Genomic DNA, 15,923 nt, shown 5'->3' with positions numbered 1-15,923 from the left:
CGTGGCCACGGGCGGTGCCCGGTGAGCCCCGCGCTGCCCGACGGCGACCCCGCCCCCGCGGACGGTGCGCTGCCCGCCTCGGCCGCCGAGGGTGCACAGGGCCGCGCCTTCGGCGTGTACCTGCACGTGCCGTTCTGCGCCGTGCGCTGCGGGTACTGCGACTTCAACACCTACACGGCCACCGAGCTCGGTGGCGGGGCGAGCCTCGCCGCGTACGCCGGCACCGCGCTGAGCGAGGTCGCGCTCGCGGACCGGGTGCTGCGGGCGGCCGGGCTGCCCCCGCGCGAGGTGGCCACCGTCTTCGTGGGCGGGGGAACCCCGACGCTGCTGCCCGTGGACGACCTGGTCCGGATGCTCGACGGGGTGCGGGACACGTGGGGTCTGGCCCCGGGCGCCGAGGTCACGACGGAGGCCAACCCCGACTCGGTCACGCCCGACGGCCTGGCGCGGCTGGCCGCCGCCGGCGTGACGCGCGTGTCGTTCGGCATGCAGTCCGCCGTCCCGCACGTGCTGCGCACGCTCGAGCGCACCCACGACCCCGACCGGATCCCCGACGTCGTGCGCTGGGCACGCGACGCGGGGCTGCGGGTCTCGCTGGACCTGATCTACGGCACGCCGGGGGAGTCGCTCGACGACTGGCGACGGTCCCTGGACGCCGCGCTCGCCACGGGGGTCGACCACGTGAGCGCCTACGCCCTGGTGGTGGAGCCCGGCACGCGCATGGCGGTGCAGGTGCGCCGCGGCGAGCTGACGCTGCCCGACGAGGACGACCAGGCGACCAAGTACGAGCTGGCGGACGACCTGCTGACCGCGGCGGGCCTGCACTGGTACGAGGTGAGCAACTGGGCGCGCACACCGGCCGACGCCTCACGGCACAACCTCGGCTACTGGCGCGGCGACGACTGGTGGGGGATCGGCCCCGGGGCGCACAGCCACGTCGGCGGCGTGCGGTGGTGGAACGTCAAGCACCCGCGGGCGTACGCCGACCGGCTGGGGCGCGGGCTGAGTCCCGCCGCGGGGCGTGAGGTCGTCGCCGGCGCGACCGCGGAGCTGGAGCGGGTGATGCTGCGCGTGCGCATCGCGGAGGGCCTGCTGGTCGACGACCTGCCCGCGGGTGCACGTCCGGCGGTCGCCGGGCTCGTCGCGGACGGGCTGGTCGACCCGCGCGCCGCGCTCGGTGGTGACGGTCCGCGCCGGGTCGTCCTGACCCGCCGCGGCCGGCTGCTGGCCGACGCGGTCGTGCGGGCGCTCACCGTCTGACCGGTGCGCGTCCCCGGCTCAGGGGACCAGCCGCAGCGTCAGCGGGTAGCGGTACCACTCCCACCGGCTCGCGGCGACGGCGGCGAGGATCTCCAGGACCACCCACAGCACGCCGGCGAGGCCGAGGAGAAGCGCCGGGATGCCGAACAGCACCACCGACAGCAGCACGCCGGAGACCACGGCGATCAGTACCGTCAGCTGGAAGTTCAGCGACTCCTTGGCGTGGTGCTCGAGGAACGGCCCGCGGCCCCGGAAGACGAGCCAGACGACGAGCGGCGCCAGGAACCCCAGCCCGAGGAGCGGCAGCAGGTGGACGAGGATCGCCCAGGTCCGCTCGTCCTCCGGGCGCAGCGGGGAGACGGGTGCAGGTGCGTCCCACCCGGACGGGGGTGCGGGCGTGCTCACCGGACGAGCTCGAGGCTGAACGGGTAGCGGTACGACCCGCCGCGGTACACGGCGGCGGCCGCGACGATCGAGAGCACGAGCGCGACGACCCCGACCGCGAGCTTGCCGATCCACCCGATGATCCCGATCACGGGGAACTGCTCCACGACGTGCAGCACGACCATCGCGATGAGCGCCGTGAGCTGGAAGTTGAGCGCGACGCGCGCCTCCTGCGCCGCGGCCCGGTCCTGGTCCCGCTGGACCAGCCAGACCACGAGGGACACGACCCACCCCGCGAACAGGTAGGTGAGCACACCGCCGAGGTGCGCCACCATCGCCAGGGTGTTGCTCGGCGCGGGCGGGCGGGGCGGTGTGTCCCGGGGGTCGTACGACACGGGGCGGCTCCAGGAGTGGTCGGTGGTGGCGGGCGTCCGCAGCGTACGGCCCGGTGACCGGGGCGCGCCACGGTCGGCGGCGCGGTGCCTTGACACGCCGCAGGGCGGGTGGGTTCCCTGCGAGGAGGGCGTGTCCGCGCCCTGGTCACGCCTGGAGGCACGCATGAGCGAGAACACCGGCGGCACGCCGCCGAGCGACGACGGCGGCAGCGCGGTCCCGCCGCCCCCGCCCGCCCACGGCGAGGGCGCCCACGAGGTGCCGGGCCCGCCCTCCGCCCCCGGTGAGGCCGCGCGGGACGTGCCGCCCGCGCAGGCTCCCACGCCCCCGCCGGTGGCACCGGGCCCGGCCGCGCAGGACGTGCCGCCCCCGCAGCCTCCGACACCGCCGCCGGGCGGGTACCCGCCGCCGGGGGCCGGCTCCCCGCCGTACCCGCCACCCGCCACCTCGTCCGGGCCCGGGAGCACCCCGCCCGCCGCGCCCTACGGCGCACCGTCGCCCTACGGCACCCCGCCGGCCCACGGCGCACCGCCGCCCTACGGCGCACCGCCGCCCTACGGCACGCCGGGTCAGCAGTCGCCGTACGGCCGGCCGTACGCGTCGCCGTCCGGTCCGGTCGACATCGGTGCCGGGTTCTCGTGGTCGTTCTCGAAGTTCGGGCAGAACTGGGCGGCCTTCGTGCTGGGTGGCCTGGTGTGGTTCGTCGTCATCGCGGTCGTCGCGGTGATCGGTGCAGCGATGGTCGGCGGCGTCGCCGCCGTCATCGGGTCCGGGGACGCACCCGGTGTGCTCGCGGGCATCGGTGGCTCCATCGGCATCACGATCTACGCCGCCCTGCTGCTGCTCCTGCTCGTCCTGTTCGGTGCGGCGTTCGTCAAGGCCGCACTCAAGGTCGCCGACGGCCGCCCGCTGTCGATCGGTGACCTGTTCGACACGTCGTCCGCGGGTCAGCTGCTGCTGTTCGCGCTCATCGCCTGTGCCGCCGGCGTCGTGGCGAGCGTCATCCCGTTCCTCGGTCAGGTCGCGCTGTTCGTCGCCGGGTTCTTCGTGTTCTACGCGGTGGTCGCGATCGTGGACCGCGGCGAGAGCGCGGTGCAGGCGATCCGCACGAGCGTGAACCTGCAGACGCGCGACCTCGGCACGGCGATCCTGGTGTACCTCGTCGTCGCGCTGGTCAGCTGGGTCGGCAGCCTGGTGTGCGGGATCGGTGTGCTGGTCTCGCTGCCGGTCGGCGCCCTGCTGACCGTGTACGCCTACCGTCGTCTGACCGACGGGCGTCTCGCGGCCTGAGCCGCACGCAAGACGCGGGGACCCCGTCCGCCGGGCGGACGGGGCCCCCGCGTCGTCGGCGTCAGGCGGTGACGAAGTCGATGAGCTCCTCGACGCGGCCCAGCAGGCTCGGCTCGAGGTCCGCGTACGAGCGCACCGAGCGCAGGATGCGCTGCCAGGCCCGCGCCACGTCCGCCTGGTCGTCCGCCGGCCACCCCAGCTCGCGCAGGATGCCGCGCTTCCACTCCGTGCCGCGCTCGATGGTCGGCCACGCGTCGAGCCCGACGCGCTCGGGGCGCACGGCCTGCCACACGTCGACGTACGGGTGCCCGAGCACCAGGACGGTCCCGGCGGGCGCGGCACGCAGGGCGTCGGCCGCGATGCGGCTCTCCTTGGAGCCGGGGACGAGGTGGTCGACGAGCACGCCGACGCGCCGGTCCGCGCTCGGGCGGAAGTCCCGCAGGGCGTCCGCGAGGTGGTCGACACCGTCGAGCAGCTCGACGACGACGCCTTCGACGCGCAGGTCGTCGCCCCAGACCTTCTCGACCAGCTCCGCGTCGTGCTTGCCCTCGACCCAGATGCGCGATCCGCGCGCCACGCGGGCCCGCGCGTCCGGCACGGCCACCGACCCCGACGCGGTGCGGGTGGGTCGCGCGGGTGCCCGCGAGGTCACCGGCGCCGTGAGCACCACCGGCTGGCCGTCGACCCAGAACCCGGGACCGAGCCGGAACGTCCGCGTGCGCCCGCGCCGGTCCTCGAGGACCACGACGTGCTGGCCCCCGGACTTCTCGACGCGGACGACGGCGCCGACCCATCCGGTCTCGACGTCCTCGACGACCAGACCGGGCTCGGCGGCCTGCTCGCGGGACGTGCGCGCGGGGCGGTGGTGGACGGGACGGGACGGGGAGCGGTCGCCCGACAGCACGTCGGAGCCGTAGCGGTCGTCGGTCACGCGGGCACTCTAGGAGGTCCCGGCGCGCCGCCGCGGCGGACGCGCGGGGACGGTGGCGGGGACGGTGCGGGGGACGCCACCCCGCCTCCTGGACGTGCGCGTAGAATTGGCACTCGGTACGGGCGAGTGCTACCCAGGACGCCGCGGTGCGGCGCCGCGGGGGCGCTCGAGGGCCACGGGGGCAGGAGGGAGCGACATGAGCATCAGCGAGGACCGGCGGCTGGACGTGCTGCGCGCCATCGTCGAGGACTACGTCGCGACCCGTGAGCCCGTGGGCTCGCGCGCCCTGGCGGAGCGCCACGCGCTCGGCGTCTCGCCGGCCACCATCCGCAACGACATGGCCGCGCTCGAGGAGGCCGGGCTCATCGTCCAGCCGCACACGTCGGCCGGTCGCGTGCCCACCGACCTGGGCTACCGCGAGTTCGTCGACCGCCTGTCGGGCGTGCGTCCCCTGTCCGCCGCGGAGAAGCGGGCGATCGGCACGCTGCTCGAGGAGGCGGTGGACCTCGACGACGTCATCGACCGTGCGGTGCGGCTCATCGCCCAGCTGACGCACCAGGTGGCGATCGTGCAGTACCCGTCGCTGCGCCGCTCGGCGCTGCGGCACGTCGAGCTCGTCCCTGTCGGTGAGCGTCACCTGCTCGTCGTCATCATCACCACGACGGGTCGCGTCGAGCAGCGCACCCTGGAGCTCACCACCGACCTCGACGAGGCCGTCGTGGCGCGGCTGCGCGTGCGGTTGAACGTCGTCGCCGCGGGCCTGCGCCTCGCCGAGCTGGACGGCGCTCTCGAGGCTCTCGCCGCCGAGTTCACGTCGGGCGGCGAGGACCTCGCCCGCTCGGTCGTCGCGGTCGTGGCCGAGACCCTCGCGCAGGAGCGGGAGGAGCGGGTCGTGGTCGCGGGTGCGTCGCACCTGGCCCGCAGCGCCAACGCCGACTTCCCGCACACCATCGGACCCGTCCTCGAGGCCCTCGAGGAGCAGGTCGTGCTGCTGCGCCTGCTGTCCGAGATGGCGGAGGACTCCGGCGGCGTCGCGGTGCGGATCGGCCGCGAGACCCAGCACGAGGGGCTGGCCGAGACCAGCATCGTCACCAGCGGGTACGGCGGCGACGGGTCGTCCGTCGCCGTGCTCGGGGCCGTCGGCCCGCTGCGCATGGACTACCCCCAGACCATGGCGGCGGTCCGTGCCGTCGCCCGGTACCTCACCCGGATCCTTGCGGGCTGACCGGTACGCCCCGCGGACGCGCCGCCGGGCGCGCCGCGCGCGCGGCCGGGCACGCCACCCACGAGCAGGAAGCGAGCAGCACGCCACGTGACCGACTACTACGAGATCCTCGGCCTGCCGCGCGACGCGACGCCCGAGCAGATCAAGAAGGCCTACCGCCGGCTCGCCCGTGAGCTGCACCCCGACGTGGCGGGCACCGACCCCGCGTCCGAGGAGCGGTTCAAGGACGTGTCGCGCGCCTACGACGTGCTGGGCAACCCGGAGAAGCGTCGCGCCTACGACATGGGCGCCGACCCCGCGTCCCCGGGCGGTGGCATGGGCGGCGGCTTCGGGTTCCAGGACATCTTCGAGACGTTCTTCGGCGCCGCCGCGGGCGGTGCTCCGCGCGGCCCGGTGGCGCGTGCCCGGCGCGGGCAGGACGCCCTGGTGCGCCTCGACCTGGACCTGGCCGAGACCGCGTTCGGCGTCCACCGCGAGGTGCAGGTGGACACGGCGGTGCTGTGCCCCACGTGCGGTGGCACCTGCTGCCGGCCCGGCACCTCGCCGCGCACCTGCGAGGTCTGCGGCGGGCGCGGGTCCGTGCAGCGGGTGGCACGCTCGTTCCTCGGGCAGGTCATGACGACGCAGCCCTGCGCGGCCTGCCACGGGTTCGGCACGGTCATCCCCGAGCCGTGCACCGAGTGCGCCGGCGAGGGCCGCGTGCGGTCCCGGCGGACGCTGTCGGTGGACGTGCCCGCGGGCGTCGACACCGGCACGCGCATCAAGCTGACCGGTCAGGGTGAGGTCGGCCCGGCCGGCGGTCCGGCGGGCGACGTGTACCTCGAGGTCCGCGAGCGCAAGCACGACACGTTCGTGCGACGCGGCGACGACCTGCACGCGACGCTCCAGGTGCCCATGACCGCGGCCGCGCTCGGCACGGTCCTGTCGATGGAGACCCTCGACGGGCCGCAGGAGGTCGACCTGCGCCCGGGCACGCAGCCGGGGGAGGTCGTCACGCTGCGCGGGCTGGGGATCGGGCACCTGCACGTGGGCGGCCGCGGGGACCTGCACGTGCACGTGGAGGTCCAGGTGCCCACCCCCGCCGACGACGAGCAGGCCGAGCTGCTGCGTCGTCTCGCCGTGCTGCGCGGCGAGGAGCGCCCCGAGGCACGCTTCGCCGCGGCCAACCCCGGGATGTTCGCCAAGCTGCGCGACAAGCTCGCGGGCCGGTGAGCGCGCCGGTCTTCGTCGTCGAGCCCGGCCGGCTCGCCGACGTGCGGCCCGGAGGGGAGTACCTCCTGGACGGCACGGAGGGCCGGCACGCCGGCGTCGTGCAGCGCCGCGGACCGGGGGAGCGCGTCGACGTGGTCGACTGCGCCGGCGTCCGGCTCGTCGGCCGGGTGCGGACCGCCGGCCCCGAGGGGGTGCGCGTGGACGTCGAGGACGTCGTCGTCGAGCCCGAGCCCGTCCCGCGGCTGGTGCTCGTGCAGGCTCTGGCCAAGGGCGATCGTGACGAGATGGCCGTCGAGGCGGCCACCGAGGTCGGGGTCGACGGGGTCGTGCCCTGGCAGGCCGAGCGCTCCGTGGTGATCTGGCGGGGCGAGCGCGCGCAGAAGAGCCGCGCTCGCTGGGTCGGGACGGCGCGCGCGGCGACGAAGCAGTCCCGGCGCGCCCGCATGCCCGTGGTCGAGGAGGCCCTCGACCACCGCGGGCTCGTCGCGCGCGTCGCGTCGACCGTCGCGGCCGGCGGGACGGCCGTCGTCCTCCACGAGTCCGCCACGACACCGCTGCACGGCGTCCCGACGCCCGCCGGGGGCGAGGTGCTGGTCGTCGTCGGCCCCGAGGGCGGCATCAGCGACCGCGAGCTGGAGGCCCTCACCGGGGCAGGCGCCGTGGCCTGCCGGCTGGGCCCGCACGTGCTGCGGACGTCCACGGCCGGCCCCGTGGCCCTGGCGATGCTCGCGGACCGGCTCGGCCGCTGGGGCTGACGGCTCCGGCAGGTGCTGGTCCGCCGTCCCGTGCAGGAGGGGACGTGGGGGCGGCGGCGCGCGACGGGGAGAGAGGTGCCGCCGCCCCCACGGGTCCGGTGTGTCAGCGCGAGTCGCTGCCCTCGTGCTCGATCGCCGCGCGGCCGGCCTCGAGCCGGGCGATCGGCACCCGGAACGGCGAGCAGGACACGTAGTCCAGGCCCACGGCGTCGAAGAACCGGATGGACTCCGGGTCGCCGCCGTGCTCGCCGCACACGCCCAGGGTCAGGTCGGGCCGGGTCGCACGTCCGCGCTCGACCGCGATCTGCACGAGCTGTCCGACGCCCTTGACGTCGAGCGTCTCGAACGGCGACACCGACAGGACGCCGTTCGCGGTGTACTGCGCGAAGAACGCACCCTCCACGTCGTCGCGGCTGAAGCCCCACGTCGTCTGCGTGAGGTCGTTGGTGCCGAACGAGAAGAACTGCGCCTGCGCCGCGATGCGGTCCGCGGTCAGCGCCGCCCGCGGCAGCTCGATCATGCACCCGACCGGCAGGTCGACGGTCACGCCCTGCTCGGCGCTGACCTCCGCCATGATCGCCACGGCGCGCTCGCGGACCAGGCGCAGCTCCTGCACCGAGCCCACCAGCGGGACCATGATCTCGGCGTGCGGGTCGCCGCCGGCGGCCAGCCGGGCCGCCACCGCCTCGGCCACCGCGCGGATCTGCAGGTCGAACAGCCCGGGGATGACCAGCCCCAGCCGGACACCGCGCAGACCGAGCATCGGGTTCGCCTCGTGCATGCGGCGCACCGCGGCGAGCAGCGTGACGTCGTGCTCGTCGACCTCGCCGCGCTCGGCCTGCAGCGCGACCTTGACCGACAGGTCGGTGAGGTCCGGGAGGAACTCGTGCAGCGGGGGGTCGATGAGCCGGATCGTCGTCGGCAGCCCGTCCATGGCGGCGAGGATGTCCGTGAAGTCCTGGCGCTGCAGCGGCAGCAGGGCGTCGAGCGCCGCCTGCCGCTCGGTGTCGTCGTCCGCGAGCACGACCCGCTCGACGAGCACACGGCGCTCGCCGAGGAACATGTGCTCGGTGCGGCACAGGCCGATGCCCTGCGCACCCAGGTGCCGGGCGCGTGCGGCGTCCTCCGCCGTGTCGGCGTTGGCGTGCACGTGCAGCCGGCGGCTCGCGTCGGCGTGCCGCAGGATCCGGTCGACGGCCCGCACCAGCTCGCGGGTCTCGTCGTCGGGTGCCTCGGCCAGCGCGACGTCCAGACCGTCCTCGAGGTAGCGCTGCACGGGCGAGGGGACCACCGGGACGTCGCCCAGGACGACGTCGCCGCTCGTGCCGTCGATCGCGATGACGTCGCCCTCGTGGACGGTGTGCCCGCGCGCCGTCATGGTGCGGGCCTCGGAGTCGATGACCAGCTCCTCGGCACCGACCACGCAGGTGCGGCCCATGCCGCGCGCCACGACGGCCGCGTGCGACGTCTTGCCGCCGCGCGCCGTGAGCACCCCGACCGCGGCGATCATGCCGCCGAGGTCGTCGGGGTTGGTCTCGCGGCGCACGAGGATGACGTCCTTGCCGTCGGCCGCCCACTGCGCCGCCGTGGCCGGGTCGAACACGGCCATGCCGACCGCAGCGCCCGGCGACGCCGCCATGCCCCGCGTCAGCAGCACGCGGTCGGAGTCGTCGTCCACCGGGGCGAACTGCGGGAACTGCAGCTGCGAGAGCTGGGCGCCCGTCACGCGGGACAGGGCCTCGTCCATCGTGATGAGGTGCTCGTCGACCAGCTGGCACGCGATGCGGAACGCCGCGGGTGCGGTGCGCTTGCCCACGCGGGTCTGCAGCATCCACAGCTTGCCGCGCTCGATCGTGAACTCGATGTCGCACAGGTCGCGGTAGTGGGTCTCGAGCCGGCGCATCGCCTGCAGCAGCTCGGCGTGCGCCGCGGGGTCGACCTCCTCGAGGTCCGCGAGCGACAGGGTGTTGCGGATGCCCGCGACCACGTCCTCGCCCTGGGCGTTGACGAGGTAGTCGCCGAACTCGCCCGTGCGGCCCGACGCGGGGTCGCGGGTGAACGCCACGCCCGTGCCGGAGGTCGGCCCGAGGTTGCCGAACACCATCGAGCAGACGTTGACGGCCGTGCCCAGGTCGTCCGGGATGCGCTCCTTGCGGCGGTACAGCCGGGCGCGCTCGGTGCCCCAGGAGTCGAAGACCGCGACGATCGCCATGTCGAGCTGCTCGCGCGGGTGCTGCGGGAACTCGCGGCCCGACTGCTCGCGCACGATCTGCTTGTACGTGCCGACCAGCGTGCGCAGGTCGTCCGCGTCGAGGTCGACGTCGGCGGTGACGCCGCGCGCGGCCTTCGCCTTGTCGAGCGCCTCGGAGAAGAGGTCGCCGTCGATGTCGAGCACCGTGCGGCCGAACATCTGGATGAGCCGGCGGTAGGAGTCCCACGCGAAGCGCTCGTCGCCGGAGAGCTCGGCCAGGCCCTGCACCGAGGCGTCGTTCAGTCCGACGTTGAGGACGGTCTCCATCATCCCGGGCATCGAGAACTTGGCACCGGAGCGCACGGACACCAGCAGCGGGTCGTGGAAGTCGCCGAGCCGTCGGCCCAGCTGGTCCTCCAGGTGGCGGACGGCCATGGTGACCTCGACCCGCAGCTCGGGCGGCACCTCGCCGGTGCGCATGTACGCCCGGCACGCCTCCGTCGTGATGGTGAACCCGGGGGGCACCGGCAGGCCCAGCCGGGTCATCTCGGCGAGGTTCGCCCCCTTGCCGCCCAGCAGGTCCTTCTGGTCCTTGTCGCCCTCGCTGAAGTCCTTGACGTACCGCGCCATGGTGCTTCCTCCGTCGCCACGCAACACCACCGGGCTCCGTTGCCCGGCTCTGCCCACCAGTGTTCTCCCGCTCGGGCGCCGGTGCCCGGGGACGAAGGGCCCACACCGCCGGGGCGCGCGCGCACCCTGCGCCGCGGGCGCCCTCGGCCCGGGTGACCGGCGGCGTAGGATGGGGCGTCCGCAGCACGGCACGCGTCGAGAGAAGGAGCGCACGGCACCCGCCGAGCACATGGCCGAGTCCAGCCCCGCACCCCGTGCACCCGAGCACCGTCACGCGCGCATCGAGCACCGCATCACCGTCCCGCCGGACGTGTCGATGGTCGAGCTGCTCGGGCTGCGCGACGAGGTGCTGCGCAGCATCGAGGACGGCTTCCGCGCCGTCGACGTCCACGTCCGCGGCAACGAGGTGACGCTCGCCGGCCCGGCCGGTGACGTCGCGCTCGTCACGCGCCTGCTCGACGAGCTGGTCGAGATGGCCGCCGCCGGCACGCCGCTGAGCCCGGAGGTGGTGACGCGTTCCGTCGCGATGCTCACCGCCGACGCAGGCGCGCGCCCCGCGGACGTCCTGACGTTCAACATCCTGTCCACGCGCGGTCGCACGATCCGTCCCAAGACGCCGGGGCAGAAGGGGTACGTCGACGCGATCGAGCGCAACACCGTCACGTTCGGCATCGGCCCGGCCGGCACCGGCAAGACGTACCTGGCGATGGCCAAGGCGGTGCAGGCGCTGCAGGCGCGCAAGGTCAACCGCATCGTGCTGACGCGCCCCGCCGTCGAGGCCGGGGAACGCCTCGGGTTCCTGCCCGGCAGCCTCTCGGAGAAGATCGACCCGTACCTGCGCCCCCTGTACGACGCGCTGCACGACATGGTCGACCCCGAGTCGATCCCGCGGCTCATGGAGGCGGGGACCATCGAGGTCGCGCCGTTGGCGTACATGCGCGGGCGGACCCTCAACGACTCCTTCATCATCCTCGACGAGGCGCAGAACACCTCCGTCGAGCAGATGAAGATGTTCCTCACCCGGCTCGGGTTCGGCTCGAAGGTCGTCGTGACCGGCGACGTCACGCAGGTCGACCTGCCCAGCGGCACGCGCTCCGGCCTGCGGGTCGTCGAGGAGATCCTCGCCGGGGTCGACGACGTGGAGTTCTGCCGGCTGTCGTCCTCCGACGTGGTCCGGCACCGGCTGGTGGGGGACATCATCGACGCGTACGCGAGGTGGGACGGGGCATGAGCGTCGAGGTGAGCAACGAGTCCGGCGTCGAGGTCGACGAGGCGGAGTTCGCCGCGCTCGGGCGGTACGTGCTGGACGAGATGCACGTGCACCCGCAGGCGGACCTGTTCGTGCGGCTGGTCGACGTCGCGACCATGACGGACCTGCACGTCCGGTGGATGGACGAGCCGGGACCGACCGACGTGCTGTCGTTCCCGATGGACGAGCTGCGCCCCGGGCGCGAGGGCGACCCCGCGGGCCCCGGTGTGCTCGGTGACGTCGTGCTGTGCCCGGAGGTCGCCGCCACGCAGGCGCGTGCCGCGGGCCACTCGACCGCCGAGGAGATGCTGCTGCTGACGACGCACGGGATCCTGCACCTGCTCGGCTACGACCATGCCGAGCCGGACGAGGAGAAGGAGATGTTCGCGCTGCAGCGTCGCCTGCTCCTGACGTTCCTGGCCGGTCGATGAGCGGCGTCCCCGTCGCCCTGCTCCTCACCGTCGCGCTGCTCGGGATCGTCCTGGCGGCCGCGCTGTCGGCCGGTGAGGTCGCGGTGCTGCGCGTCACGCGTGCCCGCGTCGCCGAGCTCGAGGGGGAGCGTCCCGGTGCGGCAGCCCGCGTGCGCCGGCTCGTCGACGACCCCGCGCGCGTCGCCGCCGCCGCGGCGTTCGTCCGCCTGCTGGGGGAGATGACCGCGACGGTCTGCCTGACCCTGGCGATCAGCGCGGGCACCCTGTCGTGGTGGGCCACGGCGCTGCTGGCCATCGCCGCGTGCGCGGTCGTGGCGTACCTGCTGGTGCGGGTGAGCCCGCGCAGCATGGGGCGGCGCCACCCCGTGGGCGTGCTCGCCAGCCTGTCGCGGCTGCTGCTCGCCGTCACCGCCCTGGCCGGTGGCGTGGGGCGCCGTGCCGACCCGTCGGAGTCGACGAGCGAGCAGGACGACGCCGAGCTGCGCGACATGGTCGAACGGGTCAGCGAGTCCGACGCGATCGAGGACAACGAGCGCGAGATGTTCCGCTCCGTGCTCGAGCTGGGTGACACGCTCACGCGCGAGGTGATGGTGCCCCGCACGGACATGATCACGACGCAGGCCGACACCCCGCTGCACAAGGTCCTGGCGCTGCTGCTGCGCTCGGGCTTCTCGCGCGTGCCCGTGGTCGGCGAGTCCGTCGACGACGTGGTCGGCGTGCTCTACCTCAAGGACGTCGTGCGGCGGATCCCCGCGCGCGGCGCCCACGGGGCGGTGCACACCGGCGAGGACCCGCTCGACGCGCCCGCGTCCTCGCTGGCACGGCCCCCCGTGTACGTGCCGGAGTCGAAGCCCGTCGACGAGCTGCTGCTGGAGCTGCGCGACGGCTCGAGCCACATCGCCCTGGTCGTCGACGAGTACGGCGGCATCGCCGGGCTGGTCACCATCGAGGACGCCCTCGAGGAGATCGTCGGGGAGCTCACCGACGAGCACGACACCAGCGCACCCGGCGTCGAGGACCTCGGCGACGGCGGCTACCGGGTGCCGGCGCGCCTGGGGCGCGACGAGCTCGGTGACCTGTTCGGCATCGCGGTGGAGGACGAGGACGTCGACACGGCCGCCGGCCTGCTGGCCAAGGCGCTCGGCAAGGTGCCGCTGCCCGGGTCGGTGGGCGAGATCCACGGCCTGCGGCTGCAGGCCGAGCGCGTCGAGGGACGCCGCAAGCGGCTCGCGACGGTGCTGGTGCACCGCGCCGCGGCGACGGACGACGACGCACCCACGACCCCCGCCCGCGGCACCTCGGCCGCCGGCACCCCGGCGCGCGGCACCCCCGCCGCGCGCGACCACGGCTCGGAGGCCGCCCGATGACCCACCGTTCCGGCTTCGCGTGCCTCGTCGGCCGCCCCAACACCGGCAAGTCCACGCTCACCAACGCGCTCGTCGGCCAGAAGGTCGCCATCACGTCGGGGCGCCCGCAGACCACCCGCCACGTCGTGCGCGGGATCGTGCACCGCGAGGACGCCCAGCTCGTGCTCGTCGACACCCCCGGCCTGCACCGGCCGCGCACCCTGCTCGGCGAGCGGCTCAACGACCTGGTGCGCGACACGCTGACCGAGGTCGACGTCATCGGGTTCTGCCTGCCCGCCGACGAGAAGATCGGTCCCGGCGACCGCTTCATCGCCGAGCAGCTCGCGCGGCTGAGGCCGCCCGGGCGGGCCGGCACGCCCGTGGTCGCGATCGTGACCAAGACCGACACCGTGCCGCGCGCGCGCCTGGCCGAGCAGCTCATCGCCGTCGACCAGCTGGGGGAGTGGGCCGACATCGTCCCCGTCTCCTCGCGGGACGGGTACCAGGTGGACGTGCTGGCCGACGTCCTGGTGAAGCACCTGCCCGAGGGGCCCGCGCTGTACCCCGAGGGCGAGCTCACCGACGAGCCGGAGCAGGTCATGGTCGCCGAGCTGGTGCGCGAGGCGGCGCTCGAGGGCGTGCGCGACGAGCTGCCGCACTCCCTGGCGGTCGTCGTCGACGAGATCGTGCCGCGGGACCAGCCGCCGGGTGCCGACGGCCGTCCGCTGCTGGACGTGCGCGTCCACCTGTTCGTCGAGCGCGACAGCCAGAAGGCGATCGTCATCGGGCGCGGCGGCGCGCGCCTGCGCGACGTCGGCACGCGCGCCCGCACGCAGATCGAGGCGCTGCTCGGGGCCCGGGTCTTCCTGGACCTGCACGTCAAGGTGGCCAAGGACTGGCAGCGCGACCCCAAGCAGCTCGGACGGCTGGGCTTCTGAGGTGGCACTGGGGGTCTCGGGCACGCTGAGGCGTGCCCCGCGTCCGGACGACCGCCCGCCGCGGCGCGGCGCGCGGTTCGGCTCGGCGTACCGACTGGTCGCGAGCGTCGCGCTCGGCGCGCTGCTGCTCGCGGTCGTCGGCGCCGTCACCGGACCGACGTGGGACCCGGCGCCGCTCGAGGAGGGCATCGAGGTCGCGACCGCCGACACCGCGATCGGCGGCGCGCCCGCCGCCGTGCGGTACGACGTGCGGGAGGTCGAGGTCACGGTGCCCCTGGACGGGGCGACCGTCGGGGCACGCATCTCCCTGCCCGTGGGGGTCGAGGAGCCGGCTCCGGCCGTGCTGTTCGTCCACGGTGCGGGCACGGGCCGGTACCAGCGGGCGTTCCTCAAGCAGGCCCGGTCCCTCGCGGAGGCGGGGGTCGTCGCGATGGTGCCCGACAAGCGGCTCGACACGTACTCCACCGCGCACCGCGACTACGTGGCGATGGCCCGCGACTACCTGCACTCCTTCGAGCTCCTGCGGGACCGGCCCGAGGTGGACCCCGCGCGTGTCGTGGTGTACGCGGAGAGCGAGGGCGGGTGGATCGCGCCCGTGATGGCGGCCGAGGAGCCCGCGATGGCCGGTGTGGTGCTCGTGTCGTCGCCGGTCGTGCCCCCGCGCCAGCAGGCGGCCTTCGCCGTCGACGCCTACCTGCGCAACACCGGCGTCCCGCACGCGGTGTTCCGGGCCATCCCGCGGGCCGTGGGCATGTCGATGCCCGGCGGCGGGTTCGAGTACGCGGACTTCGACGTCGCGCCGTACCAGCAGCGCATGACCCAGCCGGTCCTGGTCGTCTACGGCACGGCGGACGCCTCCATGCCGATCGTCCAGGGGGCGCTGCAGGTCCGGGCGGACCTGGCGCAGGCGGGCAACGAGGACGTCACCGTCCGCTACTACGAGGGGGCGGACCACGGGATCCGCGTCGGCGGCTCGCCGACCGAGCCCTTCCTGCGGGACCTGGCCGGCTGGGTCCTGGGGCTCCCCGTGACCGGGGACACCCCGCCGCGCGTGGCCGGGGCGGAGCCCGAGCAGACCTACGTCGCCGGCCCGGTGCCGCAGCCCCGGTGGCTGCGCGACGGCGTCGCGCTGCTGGTGCTGGTGCTCGGTGCGCCGGTGCTGATGCTGGTGTGCGGGCTCGCGGTCGGTGTCGCACGCGTGGTGGAGCGCGGCAGGTCGCGCCGGGACCCCGCGGCGCCGGTCCGTCGCTTCGCCCCGGGGATCGCCGGCCGGCTGGTCGCGCTCGGCGGGGTGACGGTGGCGACGGTCGGCGCGATGGTCTGGTACCTGCTGGCCGTCGCACGCCTCGCGCTCGACTACGAGCGCAACGCCTGGGTCGTGCAGGGCGGGTGGATCGGGGTGCGCGTGCTGGGAGTCGGCGCCGTGCTCGCCGCCGTGCTCCTCGCGCACCGCGCCCACGACGCGCGCGAGGAGGGCGTGCCGGTCGCACCGGGCGTGGTGCGGCGTGTCGCGGCCTCCGGCGTCGTCGCGGCTTCCGCCGTCCTGCTGGTCGTCCTGGCCTACTGGGGTGTCTTCCAGCTCAACATCTGAGGGTGAACTGGGCGGACGGACGTGAACCGTTCGGCTCAGGTGAGGCACCATGTGCGCCGATGACTTCTCAGGTCGGGACGGGGTGGTGCAGTGCGAA

14 protein-coding genes are annotated in these 15,923 nt (G+C 74.8%); 10 read left to right on the top strand and 4 right to left on the bottom strand.

Annotated elements, in window-relative coordinates; genetic code table 11:
• Positions 1-21: 21 nt before the first annotated feature.
• Positions 22-1,260, top strand: a complete 1,239-nt coding sequence (gene hemW / locus KG103_RS11315) for a radical SAM family heme chaperone HemW (protein ID WP_207341043.1) — start codon at positions 22-24, stop codon at positions 1,258-1,260.
• 18 nt (positions 1,261-1,278) lie between these two features.
• On the opposite strand, the gene KG103_RS11310 is transcribed toward hemW, so the two are convergent.
• Both KG103_RS11310 and KG103_RS11305 read right to left on the bottom strand, forming a co-directional pair.
• Positions 1,279-1,665, bottom strand: coding sequence for a DUF4870 domain-containing protein (locus KG103_RS11310; RefSeq protein WP_207341044.1), 387 nt, complete (start codon positions 1,663-1,665; stop codon positions 1,279-1,281).
• On the bottom strand, positions 1,662-2,039 hold the full coding sequence (locus KG103_RS11305) for a DUF4870 domain-containing protein (RefSeq protein WP_207341045.1): 378 nt from the start codon (positions 2,037-2,039) through the stop codon (positions 1,662-1,664). Before KG103_RS11305 ends, KG103_RS11310 begins: the two co-directional genes overlap by 4 nt.
• A gap of 163 nt (positions 2,040-2,202) precedes the next feature.
• Here KG103_RS11305 and KG103_RS11300 point away from each other — a divergent pair, with 163 nt between their 5' ends.
• Entirely contained in the window at positions 2,203-3,327 is a 1,125-nt protein-coding gene (locus KG103_RS11300; RefSeq protein ID WP_207341046.1) for a DUF2189 domain-containing protein, read from the top strand.
• Positions 3,328-3,388: 61 nt separating this feature from the next.
• Here KG103_RS11300 and KG103_RS11295 read toward each other — a convergent pair whose 3' ends face one another.
• A complete protein-coding gene (locus tag KG103_RS11295; protein WP_207341047.1) occupies positions 3,389-4,258 on the bottom strand; it encodes a DUF3097 domain-containing protein in 870 nt (289 codons plus the stop codon).
• A gap of 202 nt (positions 4,259-4,460) precedes the next feature.
• On the opposite strand from KG103_RS11295, the gene hrcA reads away from it, so the two are divergent.
• From hrcA to KG103_RS11280, 3 genes are all read left to right on the top strand, one after another.
• The gene (hrcA, locus tag KG103_RS11290; protein WP_207341259.1) at positions 4,461-5,483 is read left to right on the top strand and encodes a heat-inducible transcriptional repressor HrcA; all 1,023 of its coding nucleotides are present in this window, start codon (positions 4,461-4,463) and stop codon (positions 5,481-5,483) included.
• Between the two features lie 87 nt (positions 5,484-5,570).
• Positions 5,571-6,695: a molecular chaperone DnaJ gene (dnaJ, locus tag KG103_RS11285; RefSeq protein ID WP_207341048.1), complete on the top strand. Its 1,125-nt coding sequence runs from the start codon at positions 5,571-5,573 to the stop codon at positions 6,693-6,695.
• The gene (locus KG103_RS11280) at positions 6,692-7,450 is read left to right on the top strand and encodes a 16S rRNA (uracil(1498)-N(3))-methyltransferase (RefSeq protein WP_207341049.1); all 759 of its coding nucleotides are present in this window, start codon (positions 6,692-6,694) and stop codon (positions 7,448-7,450) included. Before dnaJ ends, KG103_RS11280 begins: the two co-directional genes overlap by 4 nt.
• Positions 7,451-7,553: 103 nt before the next feature.
• Here the strand turns inward: KG103_RS11280 and ppdK are convergent, their stop codons facing one another.
• Positions 7,554-10,271, bottom strand: coding sequence for a pyruvate, phosphate dikinase (gene ppdK / locus KG103_RS11275; protein ID WP_207341050.1), 2,718 nt, complete (start codon positions 10,269-10,271; stop codon positions 7,554-7,556).
• A gap of 229 nt (positions 10,272-10,500) precedes the next feature.
• On the opposite strand from ppdK, the gene KG103_RS11270 reads away from it, so the two are divergent.
• Genes KG103_RS11270 through KG103_RS11250 form a run of 5 tightly spaced genes read left to right on the top strand, consistent with a single transcriptional unit; the run spans position 10,501 to position 15,826 of the window.
• On the top strand, positions 10,501-11,502 hold the full coding sequence (locus KG103_RS11270) for a PhoH family protein (RefSeq protein ID WP_207341260.1): 1,002 nt from the start codon (positions 10,501-10,503) through the stop codon (positions 11,500-11,502).
• Positions 11,499-11,951: an rRNA maturation RNase YbeY gene (gene ybeY, locus KG103_RS11265; protein ID WP_207341051.1), complete on the top strand. Its 453-nt coding sequence runs from the start codon at positions 11,499-11,501 to the stop codon at positions 11,949-11,951. The genes KG103_RS11270 and ybeY overlap by 4 nt, the downstream gene beginning before the upstream one ends.
• Positions 11,948-13,318, top strand: coding sequence for a hemolysin family protein (locus tag KG103_RS11260; RefSeq protein ID WP_207341052.1), 1,371 nt, complete (start codon positions 11,948-11,950; stop codon positions 13,316-13,318). The genes ybeY and KG103_RS11260 overlap by 4 nt, the downstream gene beginning before the upstream one ends.
• Positions 13,315-14,235 (top strand): GTPase Era, encoded by a 921-nt coding sequence (gene era / locus KG103_RS11255; protein WP_207341053.1) that lies wholly within the window; start codon positions 13,315-13,317, stop codon positions 14,233-14,235. Before KG103_RS11260 ends, era begins: the two co-directional genes overlap by 4 nt.
• A gap of 1 nt (position 14,236) precedes the next feature.
• Positions 14,237-15,826 carry an alpha/beta hydrolase family protein gene (locus tag KG103_RS11250; protein WP_249670558.1) on the top strand — a complete coding sequence of 530 codons (1,590 nt, stop codon included), beginning with the start codon at positions 14,237-14,239 and terminating at the stop codon, positions 15,824-15,826.
• Positions 15,827-15,923 lie beyond the last annotated feature (97 nt).

Origin of the sequence: Cellulomonas wangleii (assembly GCF_018388445.1) — a bacterium.
Taxonomy (GTDB): Bacteria; Actinomycetota; Actinomycetes; order Actinomycetales; family Cellulomonadaceae; genus Cellulomonas; species Cellulomonas wangleii.
This window is presented reverse-complemented; position numbering and strand designations above follow the sequence as displayed.

What these genes read in the sequence shown, in the direction of transcription:
- KG103_RS11300 (WP_207341046.1), top strand. Translation starts at nt 2,203, where the DNA reads ATGAGCGAGAACACCGGCGGCACGCCGCCGAGCGACGACGGCGGCAGC.
- ppdK (WP_207341050.1), bottom strand. Translation starts at nt 10,271, where the DNA reads ATGGCGCGGTACGTCAAGGACTTCAGCGAGGGCGACAAGGACCAGAAG.
- KG103_RS11270 (WP_207341260.1), top strand. Translation starts at nt 10,501, where the DNA reads ATGGCCGAGTCCAGCCCCGCACCCCGTGCACCCGAGCACCGTCACGCG.
- ybeY (WP_207341051.1), top strand. Translation starts at nt 11,499, where the DNA reads ATGAGCGTCGAGGTGAGCAACGAGTCCGGCGTCGAGGTCGACGAGGCG.
- KG103_RS11260 (WP_207341052.1), top strand. Translation starts at nt 11,948, where the DNA reads ATGAGCGGCGTCCCCGTCGCCCTGCTCCTCACCGTCGCGCTGCTCGGG.
- era (WP_207341053.1), top strand. Translation starts at nt 13,315, where the DNA reads ATGACCCACCGTTCCGGCTTCGCGTGCCTCGTCGGCCGCCCCAACACC.